Annotated in this window: 16 protein-coding genes and 3 pseudogenes; 6 read left to right on the forward strand and 13 right to left on the reverse strand. The window is 71.5% G+C overall.

What is annotated here, in order from left to right:
- The first annotated feature begins 58 nt into the window (after positions 1–58).
- On the forward strand, positions 59–1,573 hold the full coding sequence (locus tag BBH68_RS31710; protein ID WP_065967179.1) for a glycoside hydrolase family 43 protein: 1,515 nt from the start codon (positions 59–61) through the stop codon (positions 1,571–1,573).
- Here the strand turns inward: BBH68_RS31710 and BBH68_RS31715 are convergent.
- The 5 genes from BBH68_RS31715 to BBH68_RS31735 all read right to left on the reverse strand — a co-directional run bounded on the left by BBH68_RS31715 (position 1,555) and on the right by BBH68_RS31735 (position 9,535).
- Positions 1,555–3,789: a glycosyl hydrolase family 95 catalytic domain-containing protein gene (locus tag BBH68_RS31715; protein ID WP_065967180.1), complete on the reverse strand. Its 2,235-nt coding sequence runs from the start codon at positions 3,787–3,789 to the stop codon at positions 1,555–1,557. The two genes, BBH68_RS31710 and BBH68_RS31715, sit on opposite strands and share 19 nt — an antisense overlap.
- Positions 3,786–5,753, reverse strand: coding sequence for a beta-galactosidase (locus BBH68_RS31720; RefSeq protein ID WP_065967181.1), 1,968 nt, complete (start codon positions 5,751–5,753; stop codon positions 3,786–3,788). Before BBH68_RS31720 ends, BBH68_RS31715 begins: the two co-directional genes overlap by 4 nt.
- Positions 5,754–5,859: 106 nt before the next feature.
- Positions 5,860–6,786, reverse strand: coding sequence for a carbohydrate ABC transporter permease (locus tag BBH68_RS31725; protein ID WP_065967182.1), 927 nt, complete (start codon positions 6,784–6,786; stop codon positions 5,860–5,862).
- Positions 6,783–7,853 (reverse strand): ABC transporter permease, encoded by a 1,071-nt coding sequence (locus tag BBH68_RS31730; protein ID WP_065967183.1) that lies wholly within the window; start codon positions 7,851–7,853, stop codon positions 6,783–6,785. Before BBH68_RS31730 ends, BBH68_RS31725 begins: the two co-directional genes overlap by 4 nt.
- Positions 7,853–9,535, reverse strand: a complete 1,683-nt coding sequence (locus BBH68_RS31735; RefSeq protein WP_065967184.1) for a type 2 periplasmic-binding domain-containing protein — start codon at positions 9,533–9,535, stop codon at positions 7,853–7,855. The genes BBH68_RS31730 and BBH68_RS31735 overlap by 1 nt, the downstream gene beginning before the upstream one ends.
- Before the next feature lie 370 nt (positions 9,536–9,905).
- Between BBH68_RS31735 and BBH68_RS31740 the strand changes: the two genes are divergently transcribed.
- Genes BBH68_RS31740 through yicI form a run of 3 tightly spaced genes read left to right on the forward strand, consistent with a single transcriptional unit; the run spans position 9,906 to position 15,195 of the window.
- Complete coding sequence (locus BBH68_RS31740; protein WP_065967185.1) at positions 9,906–12,746, forward strand: glycoside hydrolase family 3 C-terminal domain-containing protein; 2,841 nt, start codon at positions 9,906–9,908, stop codon at positions 12,744–12,746.
- 26 nt (positions 12,747–12,772) lie between these two features.
- Positions 12,773–12,916, forward strand: a complete 144-nt coding sequence (locus BBH68_RS41290; protein ID WP_483855360.1) for a hypothetical protein — start codon at positions 12,773–12,775, stop codon at positions 12,914–12,916.
- Positions 12,913–15,195, forward strand: a complete 2,283-nt coding sequence (gene yicI / locus BBH68_RS31745) for an alpha-xylosidase (RefSeq protein ID WP_065967186.1) — start codon at positions 12,913–12,915, stop codon at positions 15,193–15,195. Before BBH68_RS41290 ends, yicI begins: the two co-directional genes overlap by 4 nt.
- 183 nt (positions 15,196–15,378) lie before the next feature.
- Here yicI and BBH68_RS31750 read toward each other — a convergent pair whose 3' ends face one another.
- From BBH68_RS31750 to BBH68_RS31760, 4 genes and pseudogenes are all read right to left on the reverse strand, one after another.
- Positions 15,379–16,401, reverse strand: a complete 1,023-nt coding sequence (locus BBH68_RS31750; RefSeq protein ID WP_065967187.1) for a zinc-dependent alcohol dehydrogenase — start codon at positions 16,399–16,401, stop codon at positions 15,379–15,381.
- A 23-nt stretch (positions 16,402–16,424) separates the two neighbouring features.
- Positions 16,425–16,961 carry a universal stress protein gene (locus BBH68_RS44625; RefSeq protein ID WP_425428869.1) on the reverse strand — a complete coding sequence of 179 codons (537 nt, stop codon included), beginning with the start codon at positions 16,959–16,961 and terminating at the stop codon, positions 16,425–16,427.
- A gap of 9 nt (positions 16,962–16,970) precedes the next feature.
- A pseudogene (locus tag BBH68_RS44630) lies at positions 16,971–17,323 on the reverse strand (universal stress protein); the annotation flags it as partial.
- Positions 17,324–17,458: 135 nt separating this feature from the next.
- Positions 17,459–17,767 (reverse strand): annotated as a pseudogene (locus tag BBH68_RS31760) (pyridoxamine 5'-phosphate oxidase family protein); the annotation flags it as partial.
- A gap of 174 nt (positions 17,768–17,941) precedes the next feature.
- Here BBH68_RS31760 and BBH68_RS31765 point away from each other — a divergent pair.
- On the forward strand, positions 17,942–18,334 hold the full coding sequence (locus BBH68_RS31765; RefSeq protein WP_079151327.1) for an STAS domain-containing protein: 393 nt from the start codon (positions 17,942–17,944) through the stop codon (positions 18,332–18,334).
- A gap of 92 nt (positions 18,335–18,426) precedes the next feature.
- Here the strand turns inward: BBH68_RS31765 and BBH68_RS39985 are convergent.
- The 3 genes and pseudogenes from BBH68_RS39985 to BBH68_RS31775 all read right to left on the reverse strand — a co-directional run.
- A pseudogene (locus BBH68_RS39985) lies at positions 18,427–18,561 on the reverse strand (sensor histidine kinase); the annotation flags it as partial.
- A gap of 58 nt (positions 18,562–18,619) precedes the next feature.
- Positions 18,620–19,471 (reverse strand): arylamine N-acetyltransferase family protein, encoded by an 852-nt coding sequence (locus tag BBH68_RS31770; RefSeq protein ID WP_065967188.1) that lies wholly within the window; start codon positions 19,469–19,471, stop codon positions 18,620–18,622.
- A 165-nt stretch (positions 19,472–19,636) separates the two neighbouring features.
- Positions 19,637–20,806 (reverse strand): MFS transporter, encoded by a 1,170-nt coding sequence (locus BBH68_RS31775; protein WP_065967189.1) that lies wholly within the window; start codon positions 20,804–20,806, stop codon positions 19,637–19,639.
- Positions 20,807–21,174: 368 nt separating this feature from the next.
- On the opposite strand from BBH68_RS31775, the gene BBH68_RS31780 reads away from it, so the two are divergent.
- Entirely contained in the window at positions 21,175–22,020 is an 846-nt protein-coding gene (locus tag BBH68_RS31780) for a helix-turn-helix domain-containing protein (RefSeq protein WP_065967190.1), read from the forward strand.
- Positions 22,021–22,088: 68 nt separating this feature from the next.
- Here the strand turns inward: BBH68_RS31780 and BBH68_RS31785 are convergent, their stop codons facing one another.
- Positions 22,089–22,706, reverse strand: a complete 618-nt coding sequence (locus tag BBH68_RS31785; RefSeq protein WP_174589118.1) for a TetR/AcrR family transcriptional regulator — start codon at positions 22,704–22,706, stop codon at positions 22,089–22,091.
- Positions 22,707–22,885: the final 179 nt, after the last annotated feature.

Consider the following 22,885-nt stretch of genomic DNA (forward strand, 5'->3'; position numbering starts at 1 on the left):
GGCCCCGGCACCCGGGGTTCTTGCCGGCACACCCTCACCCAACGAAAGGACACAGCAGGTGCCCCACCAGCAGCAGGCGGACAGCACGTTCGCCAATCCCGTGATTCCCGGCTTCCACCCCGACCCCAGCATCTGCCGGGTCGGCGACGACTACTACCTCGCCTGCTCCAGCTTCGAGTACTTCCCCGGCGTACCTCTCTTCCACAGCCGCGACCTGGTGCACTGGCGACAGATCGGCAACGCCCTGGACCGACCGGAGCAGTTGTCTCTGCCCGCCGACATGCCGTCCTCAGGCGGCATCTACGCCCCCACCCTGCGCCACCACGACGGCCGCTTCTGGCTGATCGTCACCAATGTGGCCGAGGGCAGGGGCAACCTGATCGTCACCGCCACCGATCCCGCCGGCCCCTGGTCGGACCCCATCTGGGCTCCGGGCGTGCCCGGCATCGATCCCGACCTGGTCTGGGATGAGGACGGCACGTGCTGGTGCACGGTCGCCGGGGTGGCGCAGGTCCGTCTCGACCCGTCCACCGGCGAGACGTACGGCGCACCGCGCAAGCTCTGGTCCGGCGGGCCCGGCGCGAAGGCCCCGGAAGCACCGCATCTGTACCGGATCGGCGACTACTGGTACCTGCTCATCGCCGAAGGCGGCACCGAGCGCGGCCACGGCGTGTCGATCGCCCGCGGCCGCACGCCCAGCGGGCCGTTCGAGCCGTGCCCGGACAACCCGATCCTCACCCACCGCGGCATCGACCACCCGATCCAGAACACCGGCCACGCCGATCTCGTGCAGGCACCCGACGGCTCCTGGTGGATGGTCTTCCTCGGCGTACGGCCGGGCGGCGGCACCCCGGGCTGGCACGTGCTCGGCCGCGAGACGTTCCTGGCGCCCGTGACCTGGGTGGACGGCTGGCCGGTCGTCGGCGAGGTTTCGCTGGAGGCGTCCGCGCCCGGCTGGCAGCTTTTCCCCGGCCCCGTCGAGGAGCAACGGGAAGACTTCGACGTCAACGAGCTGCGGCCGCAGTGGATCTCTCCTCGGGACCGCCCCGCCGAGCACTACAGCACCAAGGAGCGCCCCGGCTGGCTGACGCTGCGGGCTCGCGGCGGCTCCCTGGACGAGCCGGACGTCGTGTTCGCCGGCCGGCGCCAGCAGCACCTGACGTGCCGGGCACGCACCCTGGTCGACGCGACGTCGGGACGTGGCGGCCTGGCCGTCCGCCTCGACGAGCGGCACCACTACGAGATCGAGGCATCCGCCACGGACGTCCGGGTGATCGCGCGCGTCGGCTCACTGAGCACCGTCGTGGCCTCCCAGCCCCTGCCCACCGGACCGGTCGTGGTCCTCGGCGTCACGGTCACCGAACCGCCGGCTCCACACGACTCACGCACCGGCCCCGACGTCGTCTCCTTCGGCATCGAGGGGCCGGACGGCACGTTCACCGCTCTGGCGACGCTCGACGGCCGCTACCTGTCGACCGAAGTGGCCGGCGGTTTCACCGGCCGGGTCATCGGGATGTACGCCGCCGAAGGCACGGTCCACTTCGACTGGTTCGACTACGAACCGCTCGCCTGAACGGGCTCCGGTCCACTACGCCCCCAGCTGAGGGCGTGGTCCTCTCCGGCGACGAGATCGATCAGCTCCGCGTCGCCGGAAGGAGTTCTGACTTCGACCCGGACGGTCCGGGTCGACCTCAGGACCGCCGTCGCCCCGTCGGGCCCCCAGGTCAGATCGACCTCGGCGCCGAATCGCGTGCGCACGCCCGTGAGCCGGCCCGCCGGGAGGGCGGGTGGCGGCGCGGGCAGGAGGGCCAGTCGGCGGGGGGTCGACTGGACGAACATCTCGATCAGTACGGCGGGCAGGGTGTGCGCGGCGTCCGCGTTGTAGACCTGGCGGTTCGGGTAGTGGGCGCTCATCAGGGAGGTGTGGAAGAAGTCGCCGTCCAGGACCTGGCCGAGGGCGTGGGCGACGCGTTCGCCGTCGCGGAGCCGGGCGGCGATGAGCGCGTGGTGGAGGTGGCCGTGCGCGGAGTCGTTCTCCGCGCCGCGCAGTTCGAGGGCGCGGTGGGCGGCGGCCGCCAGATCGGGGGTGTCGTAGGGGGTGATCTCGTCGAGCGGCCAGACGCCGTACAGGTGGCTGAGGTGACGGTGGTCGTAGGAGTCCACGAGGCCGGGCCAGGCCCATTCGGCGAGGGCGCCGTCCTCGTTGATCCGGTGCGGCGGCAGCCGCTCGGCGAGGGCCTGCCAGCGGTCGGCCGCCGGGGTGCCCGGGTGGTAGTCGGCCGCGGTGAGCAGGGCGTGGCGGGCCGCCGAAAGGTCCATGGCCGCGTTGATCGTGCCCCAGCTCGCGCCTGCGGGGCGGTTCTCGGGTGAGTAGGAGGGGACGACGACGAGGTGGCCGTCGTCGTCGGTGCGGATGAGGAAGTCCTCGTAGAACAGGGCCACTTCGGCGAGGGCGGACGCGGTGCGCGGGTCGCGGGTGCCGTGGGTCTCGTCGTGGTCGACGAGCGGCTTGAGCAGCCAGTCGGCGCCCGCGGTCCACAGGTGCAGGGGGTACTCGCGGCTGAAGTGGTACGAGTGGCCCGACTCGCCGTCGGTGTGGGCGGGGGCGACCACGCCCCGGGCGCCGAAGATCGCGCGGGCGTTGTCGCGCCAGTCGGGGAGCTGGCGGTGAATCAGCGTGGCGAGGGCCTCGGTGATCTCGGGGAGGGCGGCGGCCGCGGCGGGGGCGGTCTGGAGGTTGAGGTTGGCGTCGTTGGTGAACGCCCCCGACCAGGCGGTGTTCCAGTCGCCGGTCCACAGGCCGGTCAGGCGGGGCGGGAAGAGGCCGCCCGCGGACAGCAGGTGGTACCGGCCGGCCGCGAAGAGCCGCTCGAGCAGGGCGGGGTCGCGCGGTCTCTTCAGCAGCTCGGAGCCGGGCAGGGCCCGGCCGGCCGGGTCGGCGGCGAGGTCGAGGGTGACTCGCTCGTAGGCGGTGCGATGGAGGGCGACATGGCGTTCGAGGAGTTCGTCGTACACCGTCGGCAGGTCGCGCAGGGCCCGGCCTTCCGCCATCACGTCGAGTTCGCCGGTGTGCCGCCAAACCCGGGTGAGGAGAGTGACGGACCGGGCACCCTCGACGTGCGTGTGGGGCGGGGCGAGGGTCGTCGTCCCGCCGGTGACCACGACCAGGGTGACCCCGGTGAAGGCGCGGTCGCTGTCGGGGTAGCGGGCGCGCAGGCTCAGCAGGGCGCCCTCGGGGGTGACGACGGCTCCGTGGCCGACGGCCAGGTGGTCGGGGGCGCCGGGGAGGCGGTGGTCCAGGGAGATGTCGAGGGTGAGGCCGGGCGCCGTGATGTGCTGGACGATCACGTCGTCGGCGCGGGAGACGAAGACCCGGCTGCTCCAGTTGGCGCAGGTCGTCCGTACGACGCCCGTCGTGAAGTCGACGTCACGGCGGTAGTCGTGGCAGCCGGCGGTGCGGCGGGCCAGGCGGATCTGGAAGGCGGGGTGGAAGGGCCGTACCCACTGCATCGGACGGCCGTCGGTGAAGCCCTCCGCGGCGGTGCGGTCGCCTGCCAGGAGGCGGTCCTGCAGTGCGGGCAGTTCGGCGGCGAGCCGGGGCGGCCGGCGGTGTTCGCCGTCACCGCCCGGCCGGACCAGGGTGTGATGCGTGACGACGACCCGCTCGGCGTCCGGTTCCCCGAACACAAGGGCGCCGTGACGGCCGTTGCCGCTCAGGAAGCCGTCCTCCCAGCGGGCGGCCGGGTGCGGCTCCCAGGTGCCGTGGACGGGCCCGTGGATGGCGGTCACGGCCGGAGCACCGCCGCGCCGTAGCGGCCGAGGGTCACCCGGTCGGTGACGGCCTCCCCCGTCAGCAGGTCGTGGTGGGTGCCGGGCACCTCCACGGTCACCGGCTCGCGGCCGTGGTTGAGCACGAACAGCACCTCGCCCCGGCGCACGGCCTCGACCTGTTCGGGGAGGCCGTCGAGCACCGGCCGGACGCCCGCGTCGGAGGCGATCCGGACCAGCAGGTCGCGCAGCGCCTCAGGTTCCGGGAGCGTGGAGAGGTACCAGGCCCGGCCCTTGCGCAGGACGGCGGGCAGGCCGTCGAGTTCGCCGCCTTGGTACGCCATGCTCTCCTCGGCGGTGCCGTCGGCCTCCAGTTCCTCGGACCACAGGGACGCCCGGAAGCCCTCGCAGGCGATGGTCTCCCCGGCGTCCAGCGGCCACCACTCGTGCAGGGTGCGGATGCCGAACAGCTCGCGCAGCCGGGCGTCCATGCCGCCGGGGCGGACCCGGTCGTCCTGGTCGGCGACGCCGGTCTGGAAGCCGCACACGAGGGTGCCGCCACCGCGGACGTAGGAGAGGAGGTTGTCGATCGCCGCGTCGGTGAGCGCGTACAGCTGCGGCACGACGACCACCGGGTACGGTGTCAGGTCGTGCTCGGGGTGGGCGAAGTCGGTGGCGAGGTGGGCCCGCCAGAGGGCTCGGTGCCAGGCGCGCAGCACGTCCGGGTAGTCCACTTGGGTCGACAGGCGGCCGTCGTGGGCGCCGGCCCACCAGGAGTTCCAGTCGTGCAGGACGGCGATGTCGGCGGTGACGGGCCGGCCCGAGACATCCGGTGCGATTCGCGCGAGGTCCGCGCCGAGCCGCTTGACCTCCTGGTAGGTCCTGCCCTCCTCCCCGGCGTGGCTGACCATGCCGGAGTGGAACTTCTCCGCGCCCTGCCGGGACTGCCGCCACTGGAAGTAGCAGACGGCGTCGGCGCCCCGGGCCACGGCCTGGAGGGACCACAGCCGGTTGAGCCCGCGTGGCTTGGGGTGATTCACGCCCCGCCAGTTGACGGGCCCGGCCGCCTGTTCCATGAGCATCCACGGCCCGCGCGCCTGGGAGCGGGTCAGGTCCTGGACGACGGCGCCGGACTGGGCCCCCAGCGGGTCGCGCGGGTCGGGGTAGATGTCGACGGAGACGACATCCTCCTCCTCGGCCCAGCGCCAGGCGTCCTGGCCGAACCACAGCGGCATGAAGTTGCTGGTGACCGGCAGGTGCGGGGTGTGGCGGCGGACGATGTCGCGCTCGGCGAGGTAGCACTCCAGGAGCATGTCGGAGGTGAAGCGCCTGAAGTCCAGCATCTGACCGGGGTTGCGCATGTAGTGCGGCAGGCGCGGCGGCAGGATGCCGTCCCAGGTGTCGTAGCCCTGGCTCCAGAAGGCGGTGCCCCATGCCTCGTTGAGGGCGTCGAGCGAGCCGTACTTCTCGCGCAGCCAGCGGCGGAAGGCGGCCGCGGCCTGGTCGCCGTAGTCGAAGGTGCAGTACTCGTTGTTGATGTGCCACATGGTGAGGGCCGGGTGGCCGCCGTAGCGGGCGGCGAGGTCCTCGGTGATGGCGGCGGCGTAGCGCCGGTAGGTGGCGCTGGAGTGCGAGAAGTGCTGACGGCCACCCCACCACTCGGTGCGGCCGTCCTCGGTGACGGGCAGGGTGTCCGGGTGCAGCCGGCCCATCCAGGGTGGGGGTGAGGCGGTGGGAGTGGCGAGGACGACGCCGATGCCGTTGTCGTGCATCAGGTCCATCAGCGTGTCCAGCCAACCGAACTCCCGGGTGCCGGGTTCCGGTTCCAGCGTCGACCAGGAGAAGACGCCGAGGGTGACCGAGTTGACCCCGGCCGCCTTCATCAGCCGGACGTCCTCGTGCCAGGTCTCCTCGGGCCACTGCTCGGGGTTGTAGTCGCCGCCGAACAGCAGGCGGCCCCGTGTCGCGTCATTCAGGTCGGGCATCAGGCGGGCTCCCCGTACTGCGAACCGGCGACAGCGGCAGCCCGCTGAGGCGAAGCGTGCTCATGACATACCTCGGTCTTGAGGAAGGGGAAGGGGTCAAGGCGTCTCAGCCCTTGATGGCTCCGGTGAGCATGCCCTTCTTGAAGTGCCGCTGGACGAAGGGCGAGGCGACGGCGACGGGAATCAGCGCGAGGACCATGACGGCCATCTGTATTCCCAGGGCCGAGAGTTGTCCGGTGTGGACCGCCTGCTGGAGGCCGGTCGGGGCCTGGGTGTTCCTCTGGACCAGCTGGATGAGCACGTTCTGTAGCGGCATCATCTCCTGGTCGCTGAGGTAGATGGAGGCGTTGAACCAGGCGCTCCAGTAGCCGACCGCGTAGAACAGGGAGATGACGGCCAGCACCGCGCGCGACAGCGGCATGATGATGGTCAGCAGGATGCGCAGGTCACTGGCGCCGTCGATGCGGGCGGACTCGGTGAGCTCGGGGGAGATCCCCATGAAGAAGGCCCGCAGGACGAGGATGTTAAAGACACTGACCGCGCTCGGCAGGACCAGCGAAAGATAGGAGTCGGTCAGGCCCAGCGACTGCACCAGCAGGTACGTCGGAATGAGCCCGGCTCCGAAGAACATGGTCGCCATCATGGTCATCAGGAAGAACCGGTGCCCCAGACTGCCCGGCCGGGACAGCCCGTATGCCGCGAGCACCGACACCGTCATCGAGAAGAGCGTGCCGAAGAGCGTGACCCCGACCGAGACCATGATCGCGCGGCTGACCTGGCCGCCGCTGAGCAGTTCGGTGTAGTTGATGAAGGTGATGCCCTGGGGGATCACCACGAGGCCGCCGACCCGGTCGATCACCGGCTTCGGGGAGAGGCTGGTGACGATCACGATCCACAGCGGACCGAGCACCCCCAGGCAGCAGAGCAGGAGGAAGCCGCCCTTGGCGGTGAGTCCGACCTTGCTCGGCGGCTCCTCCCACGCGGGGCGGGGCGGAGCCTTCAGGCTGCGGATGAGCTGCGTGTTGAGGCTCACTTCTTGTACACCCCCTGCTCGCCGAGCAGGTGCGCGACCTTGTTCGCACCCAGGACGAGACACACTCCGATGACTCCCTTGATGAGGCCGACCGCGGCCGCATAGCTGAAGTCGCCGTTCTGGATACCCACGTTCCACACATAGGTGTCGAGGACCTCACTGGCCCCCGCACCCACCGCCCACCGCTGAAGCAGGAACTGCTCGAATCCGACGCTCAGCGCGTCGCCCACCCGCAGGACCAGCAGCAGCGCGATCACCGGGCGCAGCGCGGGCAGGGTGACATGCCACATGCGTCGCCAGCGCCCCGCGCCGTCCATGGCGGCGGCCTCGTACAGATCGGTGCTGACGGCGGACAGGGCCGCGAGGAAGACGATGATCCCCCAGCCGGCGTCCTTCCACACGGCCTGTCCGATGACCAGGTACTTGAAGAGGTCCGCGTCGGTCATCAGGTCGAAGCCGCTCCACCCGTGCTTCTCCAGGGTCTGCGCGATGATGCCCGCGCCACCGAGGATCTGCTGGAACACCGTGACCACGAGGACCCACGAGAAGAAGTGCGGCAGATACATGATCGCCTGCGCCACGGCCCGCACCCGGGGCCGGATCACGCTGTTGATGACGAGCGCGAGGACGATGGGCACCGGGAAGAACAGCACCAGTTGGAGCACGAACAGGACGATGGTGTTCTTCGTGGCGCTCCAGAACAACGGGTCGTCGAACATCCGCGAGAATTGCTCCACGCCCACCCAGGGGCTGTGGAAGATCGCCGTGATGCCGTTGCTGGAGGCGTACGGGTCGTATTCCTGGAAGGCGACGACGTTGCCGAGCAGGGGGACGTAGTTGAAGAGGAGCAGCAGGGCGATGACGGGCAAGGTCATCAGGATGAGCGTGCGGTCGCGGCGCAGCCGGACCCGCCAGGGGACCTTGCCGGCCTTGCCCTTCTTGCCTGCCTTGCCCGTCCTGCGTGGCACCTGGTCCTTCGCCGCCGCGGTGGCGACCGCGGCCGTCGGCTCCTCGACGGCCGCGGGGGGACGGGTCCCGTCGGGTCGGCTCCCAGCCGTGAGCGACATCAGTTGCCGCTGCCGTTCTTGTCGAGAAGCTTCTTGTACCAGTCGCGCAGCTTGTCGCCACCGGAGGACTTCCAGGTGGAGATGGCCTGCTGCACATCGGACAGCTTCTTGTGGCCGCGCACGAAGTCGATCTCCAACTGCTCGAACTGGCTGGAGAGGGTCGCGTAGCGGGCCGGTTCGACGATGTTCATGCCGAAGGTGGACGTCTTCTTCACGAAGGCACCCTGCCGCTGCTGCCACTCGACCTGCTTGCGGGCGATCTCGGGGAGGTCGGGGTGGGCGGTGTAGGGAGCCGGGGCGGCCAGCATCGGCCAGGCGTTGACCACCTCCTGGTTGCCCTTGTCGTTCTTGACCGGGACGCCGTCCTTGACCGTGTAGTGGGTGCCCTCGACGCCGTAGTCGACGAACATCCGCTCCTTGGTACCGTAGGGCGCGGCCGCGAAGTTGGCGGCGGCCAGCGCGTTCTCGATCGTCTCCTTCGAGGCGCCCTTGCGGATCATCGACCAGATGTTGGCCGGCGGGTTGGCGTACAGCGTCGGGTCGCCGCCGTCGGCGCCGAAGTAGTCCATGCCCTCGATCTCGAAGTCGGGGTTGGCCTTCGCCTGTTCGGCGGTCAACCCGTACCAGGAGGCTGTGTTGTCGTTGTAGACCAGGATCTGCCCGGCGGTGAACCGCTGGCTGGCGTTGCCCGTGTTGGCCTTGTCGTCGGGATGGACCACGCCCGCGTCGAACAGCTTGCGGACCCACTCCAGGTGTTCGAGGTACTCGGGGTGCTCGATGCGGTACGTCAGCTTGCCGTCGTCCCCGATGTTCCAGCCGAGCGACCCGGCGGGCAGGACACCGAAGAAGCCTGCCGCCGACCACCTCATGTCACCACAAGCCCACACCTTGGCCTTGGAGCTGGTGGCCTCCTTGGCCCAGCTGAGGAACTCGTCGGGCGACTTGGGTACGGTGTAGCCCTTCTTGTCGAAGATGTCCTTGCGGTAGAAGGGCGCGATGCCGGGCACGGGGGCGGCGGGCATCGGGATGCCGCGCAGCGCGCCGCCGAAGATGGACATCCGCCAGGCGTCGGACGGTATCGCGGCCAGGTTCGGGTACTTCTTGACCTTGTCGCCCGCCAGGTAGGGGCCGAGGTCCATGAACTTCGCGGTCACCGCGCTCGCGATCTTGCCCACCAGTTCCCAGCTGGGCACGACCACCATGTCGGGTATGGAGCTGGAGGCGAGGACGGCGCCGAGCTTCTCGCCGTACGTGATGCCGTCCTGGTTCTGCCAGGTGATCTTGGTGCCCGCCGCGGCGTCGAGCGCCGTGTAGTAGGCGCATCCGGGCTTCGGCGGGGAGCCCCAGAACGGGGACATGATCTTGAAGGGGGCGCCGGTGCCGAGCTTGTCCGGGACCGAGGTGACCAGCTTCGCGAGGTCGACCTTGCTGGTGTAGCCGGCCGTCGAACCGTTCTTCGACGGAAGGTCCGGCTTGGCAGCGGTCTTGCTGGCGACGTAGGTCGGGATCAGCTTGTCCGCTGCCTTGCCCGACGTGGCACCCTCTCGCGAACCGCTGTCCGAACCGCCGCAGGCGGTGAGCAGCGGCATCCCGCCGGCCACCGCTGCGGTGGCGACCGCCGTGGAGGCGAGGAAGCTCCTCCGGCTGGGTCCTGAGGAGATGGAGGCGGCATTCGGCGTCATTGCGTCAACCCTTCATGGCGCACCTGGACACCCGGCGGTCGGCCGTCGGCTGTAGTGTCCTTGGTGGAGTTGGCTGAGCTGAAGCAGTCCTCCGACCACTACCGAGGGCACCCGACCCACACATGGGCGGCCTCGCAGTCGAAGCGCTTCGAAGTTGCTGCGAGGTTAAGTGAAGGTGTGGGGGCACACAAGGGTCGATCCCAAGATTCCTCCGACGTGCGAGAACCCGAACGCCTCATATCTCACCTGAATAACGGTCAGGGGTCGAAGATATTGCGCCGGGGTGTCTTGACACCCACCCCCGGGTCAACTGAGCATCGAAGCGCTTCGAAAGCGTTTACACCGCTCCATCCGGCAAGGGGACCCCCAAGTGACCGCACACACGCCGCCAGTTCCGCCTTTCCGCGATCGGCGACTGCCGTTCGCGAAGCGCGTAGACGACCTTCTGTCGCGGCTCACCCTCGACGAGAAGATCGGATTCCTGCACCAGTACGCGCCCGCCGTGGAGCGGCTCGGCATCGACGCGTTCCGCACCGGCCAGGAGGCGCTGCACGGCGTGGCCTGGATGGGTCCGGCCACCGTCTTTCCGCAGGCGGTGGGCCTGGGCGCGACCTGGAACACGGATCTCGTACGGCGGGTCGGCGAGGCGGTGTCCAAGGAGGTCCGGGCGATGCGCGCCCGCGACGACCGCGTGGGGCTGAACGTCTGGGCGCCGACCGTGAACCTGCTGCGCCACCCTCTGTGGGGCCGCAACGAGGAGGGCTACTCGGAGGACCCGAGGCTCACCTCGGCCATCGCCACCGCCTACACCCGCGGACTGCGCGGCGACCACCCGACGTACTGGCGCACCGCGCCCGTCCTCAAGCACTGGCTGGCCCACAACAACGAGACGGGCCGCGACGTCACCTCCTCCTCGGTCCGCCCGCGCGTCCTGCACGAATACGACCTGCGCGCCTTCCGCGAGACGGTCGAGGCGGGCGCCGTGGCCGGCGTGATGCCGGCGTACAACCTGGTCAACGGCCGCCCGAACCACCTCTCGCCCTATCTGCGCGAGCATCTGCGCACCTGGACCGACGAGGACCTGCTGGTCTGCTCGGACGCGGGCGCACCCTCCAACCTGGTCGACTCCGAGCACTACTTCGACACCCACGAGGAGGCGACGGCCGCCGCGCTGCTGGCCGGCGTCGACAGCTTCACCGACCACGGCACCGACAGCTCGAAGATCACCGCACGGGTACGCGGCGCTCTCGACAAGGGCCTGCTGACCGAGGCGGACATCGACGCGGCGGTCCGCCGCCAGCTCTCGGTCCGTTTCCGCCTCGGCGAGTTCGACCCGGAGCACGACCCGTACGCGCTCACCACGGACTTCGACACCCCGGCCCACCGCGCCCTCGCCCAGGAGGCCGCCGAGCAGGCGGTCGTGCTGCTCAAGAACGACGGCGGCCTGCTGCCGCTCGCCCCGGACACCCGGCTCGCCGTCGTCGGCCCGCTCGCCGACGAGTGCAAGCTCGACTGGTACAGCGGCACGCTCCTGCACCGCCGCACCCCGTTGGAGGGCCTGCGCGAGCGGTTCGGCCCGGAGCGCGTGCGGTTCGCGGAGGGCGTGGACCGGATCCTGCTGAAGACCTCGGCCGGTACCTTCCTGCACGTGCCCGAGACGGACGCCGACGACAAGGTCCGCGGCGCGGAAGGCGCCCTCGACCCGGCCCTGCTCGCGGGCCGGACGGACCTGCCCCCGCTCACCACCGACGCGACCGGCACCGAGCTCTCCCTCATCGACTGGGGCGGGGGCGTGCTGACCCTGCGCGCCCCCGACGGCCGCTATCTCTCCGTCGCCGAGGACGGTCTTGTCCGAGCCTCCGCCGACCAGCCCGGGGGCTGGATCGTCCAGGAGACGTTCCGCCTGGAACCGCACGGCGACGGGCATCTTCTCCGGCACATCGGTACGGGGCACCCCGTCTCCGTCGCCGCCGAGGGCGTCAAGGCCGCCGACGGGAACGGGGAGGTCTTCGAGGTCGTCGTCGTCGAGAGCGGCGAGGACGCGGTGAGCCGGGTCGCCGCACAGGCGGACGTGGTCCTGGTGGTCGGGGGCAACGATCCGCACATCAACGGACGCGAGACCGAGGACCGCAGCACCCTGGCCCTCCCCGGCCACCAGGAGCGTCTTCTGCGCGCGGCCCGCAGGGCCAACCCGAACACGGTGCTGGCGCTGGTGTCGGCGTATCCGTACGCGGTCGACCACGGGGAGGTGCCGGCGCTGCTGTGGACGGCCCACGGTGGCCAGGCGGCCGGCAGCGCCCTGGCCCGGATCCTGGCAGGCGACGTCTCCCCCGCCGGCCGCCTCCCGCAGACCTGGTACGCCGACGACTCCGACCTGCCCGACCTCCTCGACTACGACGTGATCGGCGGCCGCCAGACGTACCTCTACTTCGAGGGCACGCCTCTCTTCCCGTTCGGCCACGGCCTGTCGTACGCGTCCTTCTCCTACGCAGACCTCACGACTCGCGTCGAGGACGGGACACTGCACGTGACCTTCACGGTCCGCAACACCGGTGACATCACCGCGGACGAGGTCGCCCAGCTCTACACCCGGGCCACGGAGCCGTGGGTGCCACGGCCCCGCAGGGAACTGGCCGCGCACCGGCGTGTCACGCTCGCGCCCGGCGAGGCCACGGAGATCGCCTTCCGGGTGCCGCTGTCGGCGTTCGCGTTCTGGGACGTGGCGCGGGGACGTCAGCGGGTGGCACCGGGCCTCCACGAGATCCTCGTCGGAGCGTCCAGCGAGGACATCCGCCTGGTGGGGACCGTCGACCTCAACGGCGAGCCGTCCGCCCCCCGGCCGGTCATGGTGGGCGGCCTGGAGGCGGTGGACTTCGACGACCAGAGCGACACGGAGATCGTGGACCGCGCGAAGACGTCCGGTGACTCCGTGTCCCCCGTGGCCGGCCGTGAGGGCGAGTTGGTGTTCCGTGACTGCGACTTCGGCAAGGGGGCTGCCGGAATCGCGGTGGAGGCGGCGGGTGAGGGCGCGGTCGAACTGTCGCTGGGCGGCGGTCCGGTACTGACAGTGCTCACCCTCTCCCCGGGTACCGCCGGACCCTACGACTACACCACGGTGAGCGCCCCCGTCGTGGTGGCCGGCGGTGTGCACGACGTCCGCCTCGGACTGCGCGGACCGGTGCGGCTCGCGCGCGTCACCTTCTCCGGCTGAGGTCCGCACCGCCCCCCCTGTGCACGGTGCAGGAGCCAGGCCGCGACCAGCGTTTCGGCCTGGCCCGCATCGACTACGACACCCTGAACCGCACCCCCAAGAACAGCTACCACTGGTACCGGGGCCTGATCACCGCGCACCGCGCGCGGACGGAGGAACGTGCCCGATGAAGTTCACGGACGGCTACTGGCTGATGCGCCCGGGCTGCACCGCCCGCTATGCCACCGAGGTCGCCGACATCCACGCCGATGACCACCGGATGACGCTGTACGCACCCGTGAAACACGTGAGCCGGCGCGGGCAGACCCTCAACAGCCCGCTCCTGACAGTGGAGTGCTGGTCTCCGGCCGAGGGAGTCATCGGCGTGCGGACCACCCACCACGCCGGATCGGTGCGCCGTGGGCCGGAGTTCGCGTTGCCCGGAGCCGGTGGCGATGCGGGCAAGGTACGCCGGGACGGAGCGGTGCTGGAGCTGTCCTCCGGCGAACTGACGCTGCGGGTGGACACCGAACAGCCGTGGCTGCTGGAGTTCACCGCCGGCGGACGCGTGCTGACCTCCGCCGGCGAGCGCGGCACCGGTTTCGTCACCGACGCCGAGGGCCGCCACTACATGCTCGGCCAGCTCTCGTTGGACGTCGGAGAGCTGGTCTACGGCCTGGGCGAGCGTTTCACCCCGTTCGTCAAGAACGGGCAGACCGTGGACATCTGGCAGGCCGACGGCGGCACCAGCAGCGAGCAGGCGTACAAGAACGTCCCGTTCCACCTGACCAACCGTGGATACGGCGTCTTCGTGAACCATCCCGGCAAGGTCAGCTACGAGGTCGGCTCCGAGTCGGTCGGCCAGGTCCAGTTCAGCGTCGAGGACCAGTCGCTGGAGTACTTCGTCGTCCACGGCCCGACCCCGAAGCAGATCCTGGCGCGCTACACCGCGCTCACCGGCCGCCCGGCCCTGCCGCCCGCCTGGGCCCTGGGCCTGTGGCTGACCACGTCCTTCACCACCGACTACGACGAGGCCACGGTGGGCCGCTTCATCGACGGCATGGCCGAGCGCGGCATCCCGCTGAGCGTCTTCCACTTCGACTGCTTCTGGATGCGCGCCTACCAGTGGTGCGACTTCACATGGGACGCGGAGACCTTCCCCGACCCGGCCGGCATGCTGAGCAGGCTCAAGCAGCAGGGGCTGCGGATCTCCGCCTGGATCAACCCGTACATCGCACAGAAGTCGGCGGTATTCGAGGAGGGCATGCGCGAGGGCTACCTGGTGCGGCGCCCGGACGGCAGCGTGTGGCAGTGGGACCTGTGGCAGCCCGGCATGGCCCTGGTGGACTTCACCAACCCGGCCGCGCGCGACTGGTACACCGGCAAACTGAAGACGCTGCTCGACCAGGGCGTGGACTGCTTCAAGACCGACTTCGGCGAGCGCGTCCCCACCGACGTCGTCTGGCACGACGGCTCCGACCCCGAGCGGATGCACAACTACTACACCCACCTCTTCAACCAGGCCGTCTTCGAACTCCTGCGCGCCGAGCGGGGCGAGGGCGAGGCGCTGCTGTTCGCCCGGTCCGCCACCGCCGGCGGCCAGCAGTACCCGGTCCACTGGGGCGGCGACTGCGAGTCCCACTTCAAGGCCATGGCCGAGTCGCTGCGCGGCGGACTCTCCCTCGGCCTGTCCGGATTCGGTTTCTGGAGCCATGACATCGGGGGCTTCGAGGGCACCCCGACCCCGGCCACCTTCAAGCGGTGGGCGCAGTTCGGGCTGCTCTCCTCGCACAGCCGCCTGCACGGCAGCAAGTCGTACCGCGTGCCGTGGGACTACGGCGAGGAGGCCGTCGACGTCACCCGCGAGTTCACCCTGCTCAAGCACCGCCTCGCCCCGTACCTCCAACGCGCCGCGCAGCAGGCGCACACCACCGGTGTCCCGGTGATGCGCGCCATGGTGCTGGAATTCCCCGACGACCCGGCGGCCGCCACGCTCGACCGGCAGTACATGCTCGGCGACGACCTGCTCGTCGCGCCGGTCTTCACCGACGACGGCACGGTCGAGTACTACGTGCCGGAAGGCACCTGGACCAATGTGCTGACGGGTGCTCAGGTAACCGGTCCGCGCTGGGTCCGCGAGCAGCACGGCTTCCACACCCTGCCCCTGCTGGCCCGCCCGGACTCGGTCATCCCGCTGGCCGCCGACGACCAGCATCCGGTCTCCGCCTGGGCCGACGGCGTCGAACTGCGGGTGCACGCCTTCGCCGAGGGCGCCGAGCACACCGTGGTGATCCCCAGCACCGACGGCCCCGGTGAGACGGCCCGCTTCCACCTGCGCCGCCGGGGCGGCCGACTGCACGTGACCACCGACAGCCCGCACCCGTGGCAGCTGCGGATCGGCGGCCCGAACGCGACCGTGCGCCCCTACCCCGCCGGCACCTCGGAGGCCGACCTGCCGTACCCGGCCTGAACCCGACGGCCAGGGCGGGGCCCGCGCGGCTCGGACTGTTCTGCTGGCCGAGGCCGAGGTGCCCGGCCTGGCCGTCCCCACGGCCAAGACCGGGGACCCGGACGGCGATCCCGTCGAGGGCGCCGGCCAGTTCGGGTACCACCGGGCCCACGGGGTGGCCCGCGGGGCGGCTGCCGGACGCGGTCACCCGTCGGCACTCAGGTCGAAGACGATCCGGGCCTTGATCTCGCCGCGCAGCACGGCGTCGATGGATTCGTTCACGGAGGCGAGCGGCCGGGTCTCGTGGATGACCTGTGTGCGCCCGGCCGCGTGCAGCCGGAAGACCTCGGCGAGGTCCTGCCGTGTGCCGACGATGGAGCCGATGATCGCCGTGCCGTTCAGCACGGTGTCGAAGATCGGCACCTGGATCGTGCCGTGCGCGGGCAGCGCCACCATGACGAGCTTCCCACCGCGCCGCAGACCGGAGTTGACGGCCTCGAACGCGGCCCGATTCACGGCCAGTGCGATCGCCGCGTGGGCGCCGCCGTGTTTCTTCAGCTCCGCCCCGACATCCTGCTCGCGGGCGTCGATGACGAGGTCCGCGCCCAGCTCCCGGGCAAGTTCCAGCTTGTCGTCGGTGACGTCGATCGCGGCGACCGTGGCACCGGCGATCTTCGCGTACTGCACGGCCAGGTGCCCGAGCCCGCCGACACCGGAGACGGCCACGAGCTGGGTGGGCCGCACATCGGCGACCTTGAGCGCCTTGTAGGTGGTGACGCCGGCGCAGGTGAGCGGGGCGGCGTCGAAGGGGGTGAGGTTCTCGGGCACCGGCTGGGCGAAGTCGGCCCAGGCCAGCATCTTCTCGGCGTACCCGCCGTCGCAGCCGTACCCGGTGTTGATCTGCTGCTCGCACAGTGTCTCCCAGCCGGACAGGCAGTGCTCGCACCGTCCGCAGGCCCTGCCGAGCCAGGGGACCGCCACCCGCTGCCCGATGTGGAGGTGGGTGACTCCGTCACCGAGCGCCTCGACGAGGCCCACACCCTCGTGGCCGGGGACGAACGGCGGGTCGGGCTTGACGGGCCAGTCGCCGTGGGCGGCGTGGATGTCGGTGTGGCACAGCCCGGAGGCTTCGACGCGGATGCGGACCTGGCCGGGGCCGGGCTCGGGGTCGGGCCGCTCCTCGATGACCAGAGGCTCGCCGAAGGCCCGTACGACAGCTGCTTTCATGGGTTTCTCCTGGGAGTGCCGGCTCAGTCGTGCGCGACGACGGCGACCGGGGCGGTGGCGTGGTGCAGGACGGCGTGGGTGACGCCCCCGATGTGGGCACCGACGGACGAGCGGCGGATGCGCCGGCCGAGGACGACCAGGGAGGCTTCACGGGAGGCGTCGATCAGGGCGAGCGACGGGCTGCAGCAACGGGACTCCGCGACGACCACGACATCGGGGTACTTCTGCCGCCAGGGCTGCAGCGTCTCCGCCAAGGCGGCGGCGTCGGCCTGGGCCACCGTCTCGGTGACCGCCGGATCGGGGGCCATGGCGTAGGCGTAGTAGTACGGCGGGTTCCAGCCGTGCAGTACCCGCAGTGTCACGGCGCGGCGGGCGGCGGCCTCGAAGGCGAACTCGATGAGGGCCGGGTCCGGGGTGGCGGTGTCCAGTCCGAGCAGGACGGGCCGCAGCTGTGCGGCACCGGCGGCGGTCGCCGCCGGTTCCCGCTCCTGCGGGGCCCGTTCACCGGCGCGGACCAGGATGACGGGCCGCTCGCTGTGCGCCACCACCGCGAGGCCCACGGAGCCGACCAGGAAGCCGCCGATCCCGCTCAGACCCCGGGAGCCGAGGACGAGGAGGTGGGCGTCCTCCGCGGCGCCGATCAGGGCCTCGGCGGGCCGTCCGGTGAGCTGTTCGGTGGTCACCTCGACGCCGGGGTGGCGCAGACGCAGGGCATCGGCGGCCTCACGGAGAATCTGCTCGCTCCAGTGCTGGTTCTTCTCGGCTCCCGGGAACGGGGCCTCGGCCATGGGGGCCGGCACCGGCCCCAGACCTGGACGAGCTTCACCGGCAGTCCGCGCAGCTCGGCCTCCTGGGCCGCCCATTCGGCGGCGGCGTGGCTCTCGGGCGAGCCGTCGAGTCCCACGGTGATGGTGCGGGGCATGTTCTCCACCTCCTGAATCGGGCGCGACGGCCCGATTCCAGCGTCGTGTTCGGGGTTCGGTTCGGGTAAGGCCGCGGCGCCTCAGGCGGGAGGGCGCGGCGCGGGGGGTCGCGGTCAGCGCAGCCAGGTGTGGTCGCGTTCCCGTTCCGCCGGGTCGGTGACGACCGCGGCGCGGCCGGTCAGGACGACGCTCCAGCCGGACCGCGCCGCCGCGTCGACGGCGTCCGCCTCGAACGCGACGACCGCGCCGTCGACCGCGCGGCTCAGCTCGGACGCCGCCGATGTGCGCAGCGACACCGCTCCGTCCGTGGACAGGCCGAAGTTGACCGGCACCACCGCCGGCAGGGCCTGCCGCGTGTGGACGACTCGTCCCACGGGTGCTGTCGCCAGCAGGCGCAGGCACTCGCCACGATCGAGTTCACGGAAGCCGTCGTTCGCGTACACGGGTCAGCCCTCCCCCGGCCGGTACAAGGAGTCCTGTCCATGCTGAGCCCCGGTCGCGGCCACCCATGAGGGCCACCGGTCCCGCCCCGGCCGGAGAGCGACCCAGGAAAACGCGCCGGTGCGGGGGCCCAACGGCCCTTCCGTCCGGCCCGCCCGCTCGGCTTTCCTCTGACCATGGCCCCCGAAACCAACATCGGCTCCGAAGGCCGCCACACGGAACGCACCGTCGGCGGAACCACCGTCGTGGAGCTGTACGGCGAGATCGACATACTGGCCGCACACTCTCTGACGGTTCGTCTGGACGGCCTGACGGCTTCCCTCCACCCGGACGTGGTGGTGGACCTGCGCGCCGTGTCCTTCATCGACCCCGCGGGACTGACCCCGCTGTGCCGGGCCCGGAACCGGATCAGGCGACGGCACGGTCGGCTGCGCCTCGTCGCCGACAGCGATCGAGTGCTGCGCGTGATGGGCGGGGCAGGGCTGAGCGACGTGTTCGATGTCCACGACCGCCTGCCCGGAGCCCTTGCTGTCGCAGCCACGGAAGGCCCTCTGCCCGCGGCGAGCTGACCGGGTCACGGACGAGCACGGACGTCGGCCGGGCGCCGCGTGGGCCTCGTCGAGTGGATCAGCCGCCCTCCTCGGCGGCCTCACCGTCGGTGGGCAGTGTCCTGCGCGTGCCGGGCGGTGTTGGACAGCGCCTCCCGCAGGACGGCGAGGAGGTGGCCGGCGTGGGCGGCGGGCACGTCGGTGTCCAGCAGGCCGGTCATGCGCAGGGCCGGGGAGAAGCCGAGGACTTCGCCGCGGACGCGGCCGAGTACGGCCCTACAAGGTCAGCACGTCCCGACCCTCCCGTCAGAGCGTTGTCGCCCGCTCCCCCGCGGCCGCCCACTCCTGGTGCGCGGCGTGGACGCGGTGCCACAGCGCCGCCCGTGCGGGGGCGTCGACGTCGGTCAGATTCAGGTGGAACACGTCGGCCAGTACGTCGTACCAGTCGTCGGCCGAGTCGATGGTCCGCTCGTACGTGCCTTCGGCGTCGATCCGGCGCAGCACACAGCCGCGCAGCATGTCCACGCCCTCGGCGTCGCGGAGCTGGGCTTGGAGGACCCGGACGAATCCGGACTCGGGGGAAGTGGACAGCCGGTGGTGCTCCGCGGCGAAGGAGGACAGCTCCACGGGCTCCGGCGCGAAGACCATCGCCGTGAAGGCGCCGCGGGGGTCATGGGTGAACCGCCAGCCGCCGGGCACCACTGCCGACGGGGCCATCGCGTAGGTGAACGGGCCCTGGGTGTAGGTGCCTTCGCGCAGCGGCAGTGGCTCGTACATGCCGCCGGCTAGCCCGGTGTCGACCAGCCATCGCTCGCCGTCGAGCCCCACGGTGAGCGCGAGGTGGTCACCGCCCGGGCCCTCGGGGTCCTCGACCTCGTCCTGCACCCCGGCCCTGTGCAGGGTCACGTCGTAGCCGAGGGCCGTCAGCAGCGCGGCGAAGGCCCCATTGAGGTGGAAGCAGTAACCGCCGCGCCCGCGCAGGATCCGGGCCACGGATTCCGCGGCGTCAATGCTCGTCGGCCGTCCCAGTTGGTTGTCGAGGGTCTCGTAGGCGACGCGTTCCACCTGCGCCCGGTGCAGTGCCCACAGCGCTTCGGCGGTCGGGGCCGCCGGCCGGGCCACCCCCAGCACAGCCAGGTACCCATCGATGTCGATCATGCTCCCCCTCACCGCTCCCCCTCACCGCTCCCCCTCACCGCTCCCCCTCACCGTTCGAACGGGGGATCAGCCTAGTCGCCCGTACGGCCCGTCCCCCGCCCGGCCCCGGGGCTTCGGAGGCGTTCCGGGGCCACGCCCTGCGGGGCCGACGTACAGGACCGCCCCTCAGCGACAGCGTGCCCGGCCCACCGCCGCGGCCGTCGTCAGGGGCACGGTCAGGAGCGCCGCCAGCCAGAACAGCGGCCGGTAGTCGTGCGCCTGAGCGGTGGAGGCCGCCAGGCCGCCGGCCACGGCGCTGCCCACGTACAGGGCAACGCCGAACATGGCCACGCCCGTGGCGCGGGCCGTCGGGGACAGCGCCGTCGCCCACGACTGGATCGTGGAGTGCATGAAGGACCAGCCGCCCCCGAGGAGCAGGGCGACGACGACGAGCGCCCCGGTGGACTGGCCGCACCCGGCGAGCAGGTACGCCACGGCCGTCTGCACCCCGCCGACCACGATCAGGCCTACCGGAGACCACCGCCCGACGAGCCGCTTGACCACCTGCGCCGCCGCCATGGACCCGACCCCGTACAGGGCCGCGACGGCGCCGGCCACGGTGGTGGGAACGCCACGCGCCTCCAGAGCCGGTGCCAGGTAGGTCAGGAAGCCGAGGAGCACCGCCCCCTCCAGCATCGCCACCGCCATCACGTACCACTGCCACGGCGAGGACAGGACCACGCGGAAGGGCGCCAGCAGTGACGCGGAGGGGGCCCGTTCTGGCTCGGGCAGGCGGCGGAGGGCCACCGCCAGGTAGCCGGCGAGGATACCGGGCAGCGCGAAGACCAGCCGCCACGTCAGATAGTGCGCCAACACCCCGGCGACGACCGTGGCCACGGCGGTGCCCAGCGCGAACGCGGTCATCAGCTCGCTGAGGGCGCGCTGCCGTGTCGCGGCGGGCACCGTGTCCCCCACGTACGTCAAGGAGGCGGCGATGGAGGCGGCGAAGAACGCGCCGGCCAGGGCGCGGGCCCCGATCAGCACGGGAGCGTTGGGAGCGAGGGCCGAGGCCAGGGCGGCCAGTGCCGCGCCGGTGAGCGACACCCGCATCACACACACCCGGCCCCATCGGTCGCTGGCCACCCCCCACACCGGCTGCATCAGCCCGTAGGTGAGGTAGTAGCCGCTGGCGGCCAGCACCACGGTGGGGAGCGGGACCCCGAGGCGGCGGCCGATGAGAACCAGCATGGGCGCGATGCAGAAGCGGTCGAAGTTGCTGACGAATCCAGCGGTGCGCAACAGCCGCAGGGAGGCCGCGGGCGAGGTCGCCACCGGTGTCGACGCGGTGGTGGTCATGGGGCGGAAGCTCCCTTCCGAGAGGGTTCGACGAGAACGGATGAGCAGGTGAACCGGTGAGCGGGTGAGCGGGTGAGCGGGTGGCAGAGACGGACCGGCCCTGGTCGGATGCGGTCCGCCACCAGTTCAGCACCGGGCCCCTCGGGGCGGTGACCGCTGGCTATTACCATCAGTCACAGCCTGCCGGTTCGGCATCGGGCCTGGTGACGGCAGCATCACAAGAGGGCGCCCGCGGCCGGGCGGACGCCCGCCGTCCGGAGGAGGGGCACCATGACGCGCGGCAGGCTGTCACCCCTGGACACCTCCGCACGGCCCCCCGCGGACCACGGATCCTCGCCGGACACGGCCGGGCGCCGGCGCGGTGGTCGGTGAGCACCGCACCCACACCGCCGCCGCCGCCGGGCGAGTCCTCCCGCCGTGAACTGGGGGCCTTCCTGCGGTCCCGCCGTGAACGGCTGACGCCGAAGGACGTGGGTCTGCCGGACGCCCCGGGCCGACGGACACCGGGGCTGCGGCGGGCCGAGGTCGCGGAACTCGCCGGCGTCAGCGTGTCCTGGTACACCTGGCTGGAGCAGGGCCGGGTGCGCACCTCGGAGCAGGTGCTGCGCGCGGTGTCGCGGGTGCTGCGGCTGGACGCCGCGGAAACCGCGCACGTCCTGTCGTTCGTGGAGGAGAGCAGCCCGACCGTCGACGTCCCCACCTGGGTGTCACGCAACCTGCTCACTCTGGTGCAGGCCATGACGCCACACCCCGCCGTGGTGCTCGACCCGCACTGGGACCTGCTGGCGTGGAACGCCGGGTACGCCGCCCTGCTGACCGATCCGACAAGGCTCCACCCCAAGCAGCGCAACCTCCTCTGGCTGGTGTTCCGCTGGCCGCCGGCCCGCACCCTGCTCCCCGACTGGGAACACGAGGCCCGCGCCCTGCTCGGCCAGTTCCGGTCCCGGGCGGCTCGCCGGCCCAACGATCCGCGGTTCGCCGAACTCATCGGCGAGCTGCTGTCCGACGGCGACGCGGCCCGCTGGTACGAGCGCCGGGAAACAGCAGGATTCCAGCCCTCCGTCCGCCGTTTCCGGCACCCGGCCGTGGGCGAACTTCGCCTGCGGTACGTGAAGCTGGCCGCCGTGGACGAGCCCGGCCACCACTTCCTGGCCTACCTGCCCGACGACCGCGACTCCGAGCATGCCCTGCGCCGCCTGCAGACAGGCGGATGAGCCGAGGTCTGCAAGGGTTGACGAGCCTCCAGGGGACGGAGTTATGGCGTACTGGGCGAGTGGGTGAGCTACAGGCGTGGTGCCGGCGGCAGCGGCGTGGGCGCTCCCGTCTCCGGTGCGGCGCGGAACGCTTCGATCACGTAGGCGGCGAAGCGGCGGGAGGCCGTGACCCGGGAGGCACGCGGCGTGTCCTGGAGGCCCCGGTGGGCCATGAGCATGAGGATCAGGTCGTCGACGACGAAGCCGGGGCGCAGCCGGCCGGTCTCCTGGGCACGGCGGGCCAGTTGGCCGACCGCGTGCAGAGCGTGCTGCCGGTCGGCGGCGAAGTCCATGGCGTCGGGGAAGGCCGTCATGAAGGCGTCGGCGAATCCCCGGCTGTGCGCGTGGAGTTCGCAGATTCGCTCGATCAGGCTCCGGAATCCGTGCCACGGATCCGAGTCCGTAAGGGCGTCGCGGACGGCGGCGTGGCAGGCCCGCCGCTGCTCGGCGAAGGTCTCCGCGATCAGTGCCTGCTTGGTCGGGAAGTGCCGGTACAGCGTGGCGGGGCCGATGCCCGCATGCCGGGCGACCTCGCGCATGGGCGCACTCAGTCCCTCCTCGCCGAACACCGCGCGCGCGGCGTGCAGGATGCGGGCCCGGTTGTCGCGGGCGTCGGAGCGCACAGGGTGAGGCAAGTGGGTGGTCATCGTTTCTCACTTTAGCCAAACGGACGGAGGCGTCCGTTACGGTCCGATGGCGGTGCCGCCACCCCGCCCCCGCACTTCACCGGTGACGCCCGGCCGCGGGGCTGGGCGCGCCGGGCGAGGAGCGGCTGCTCGCCCGGGGCGCGCGTGACTCGGCGCCCACGGCCGCAGCAGCTGCGATC

Origin of the sequence: Streptomyces sparsogenes, assembly GCF_001704635.1 — a bacterium.
Taxonomy (GTDB): domain Bacteria; phylum Actinomycetota; class Actinomycetes; order Streptomycetales; family Streptomycetaceae; genus Streptomyces; species Streptomyces sparsogenes.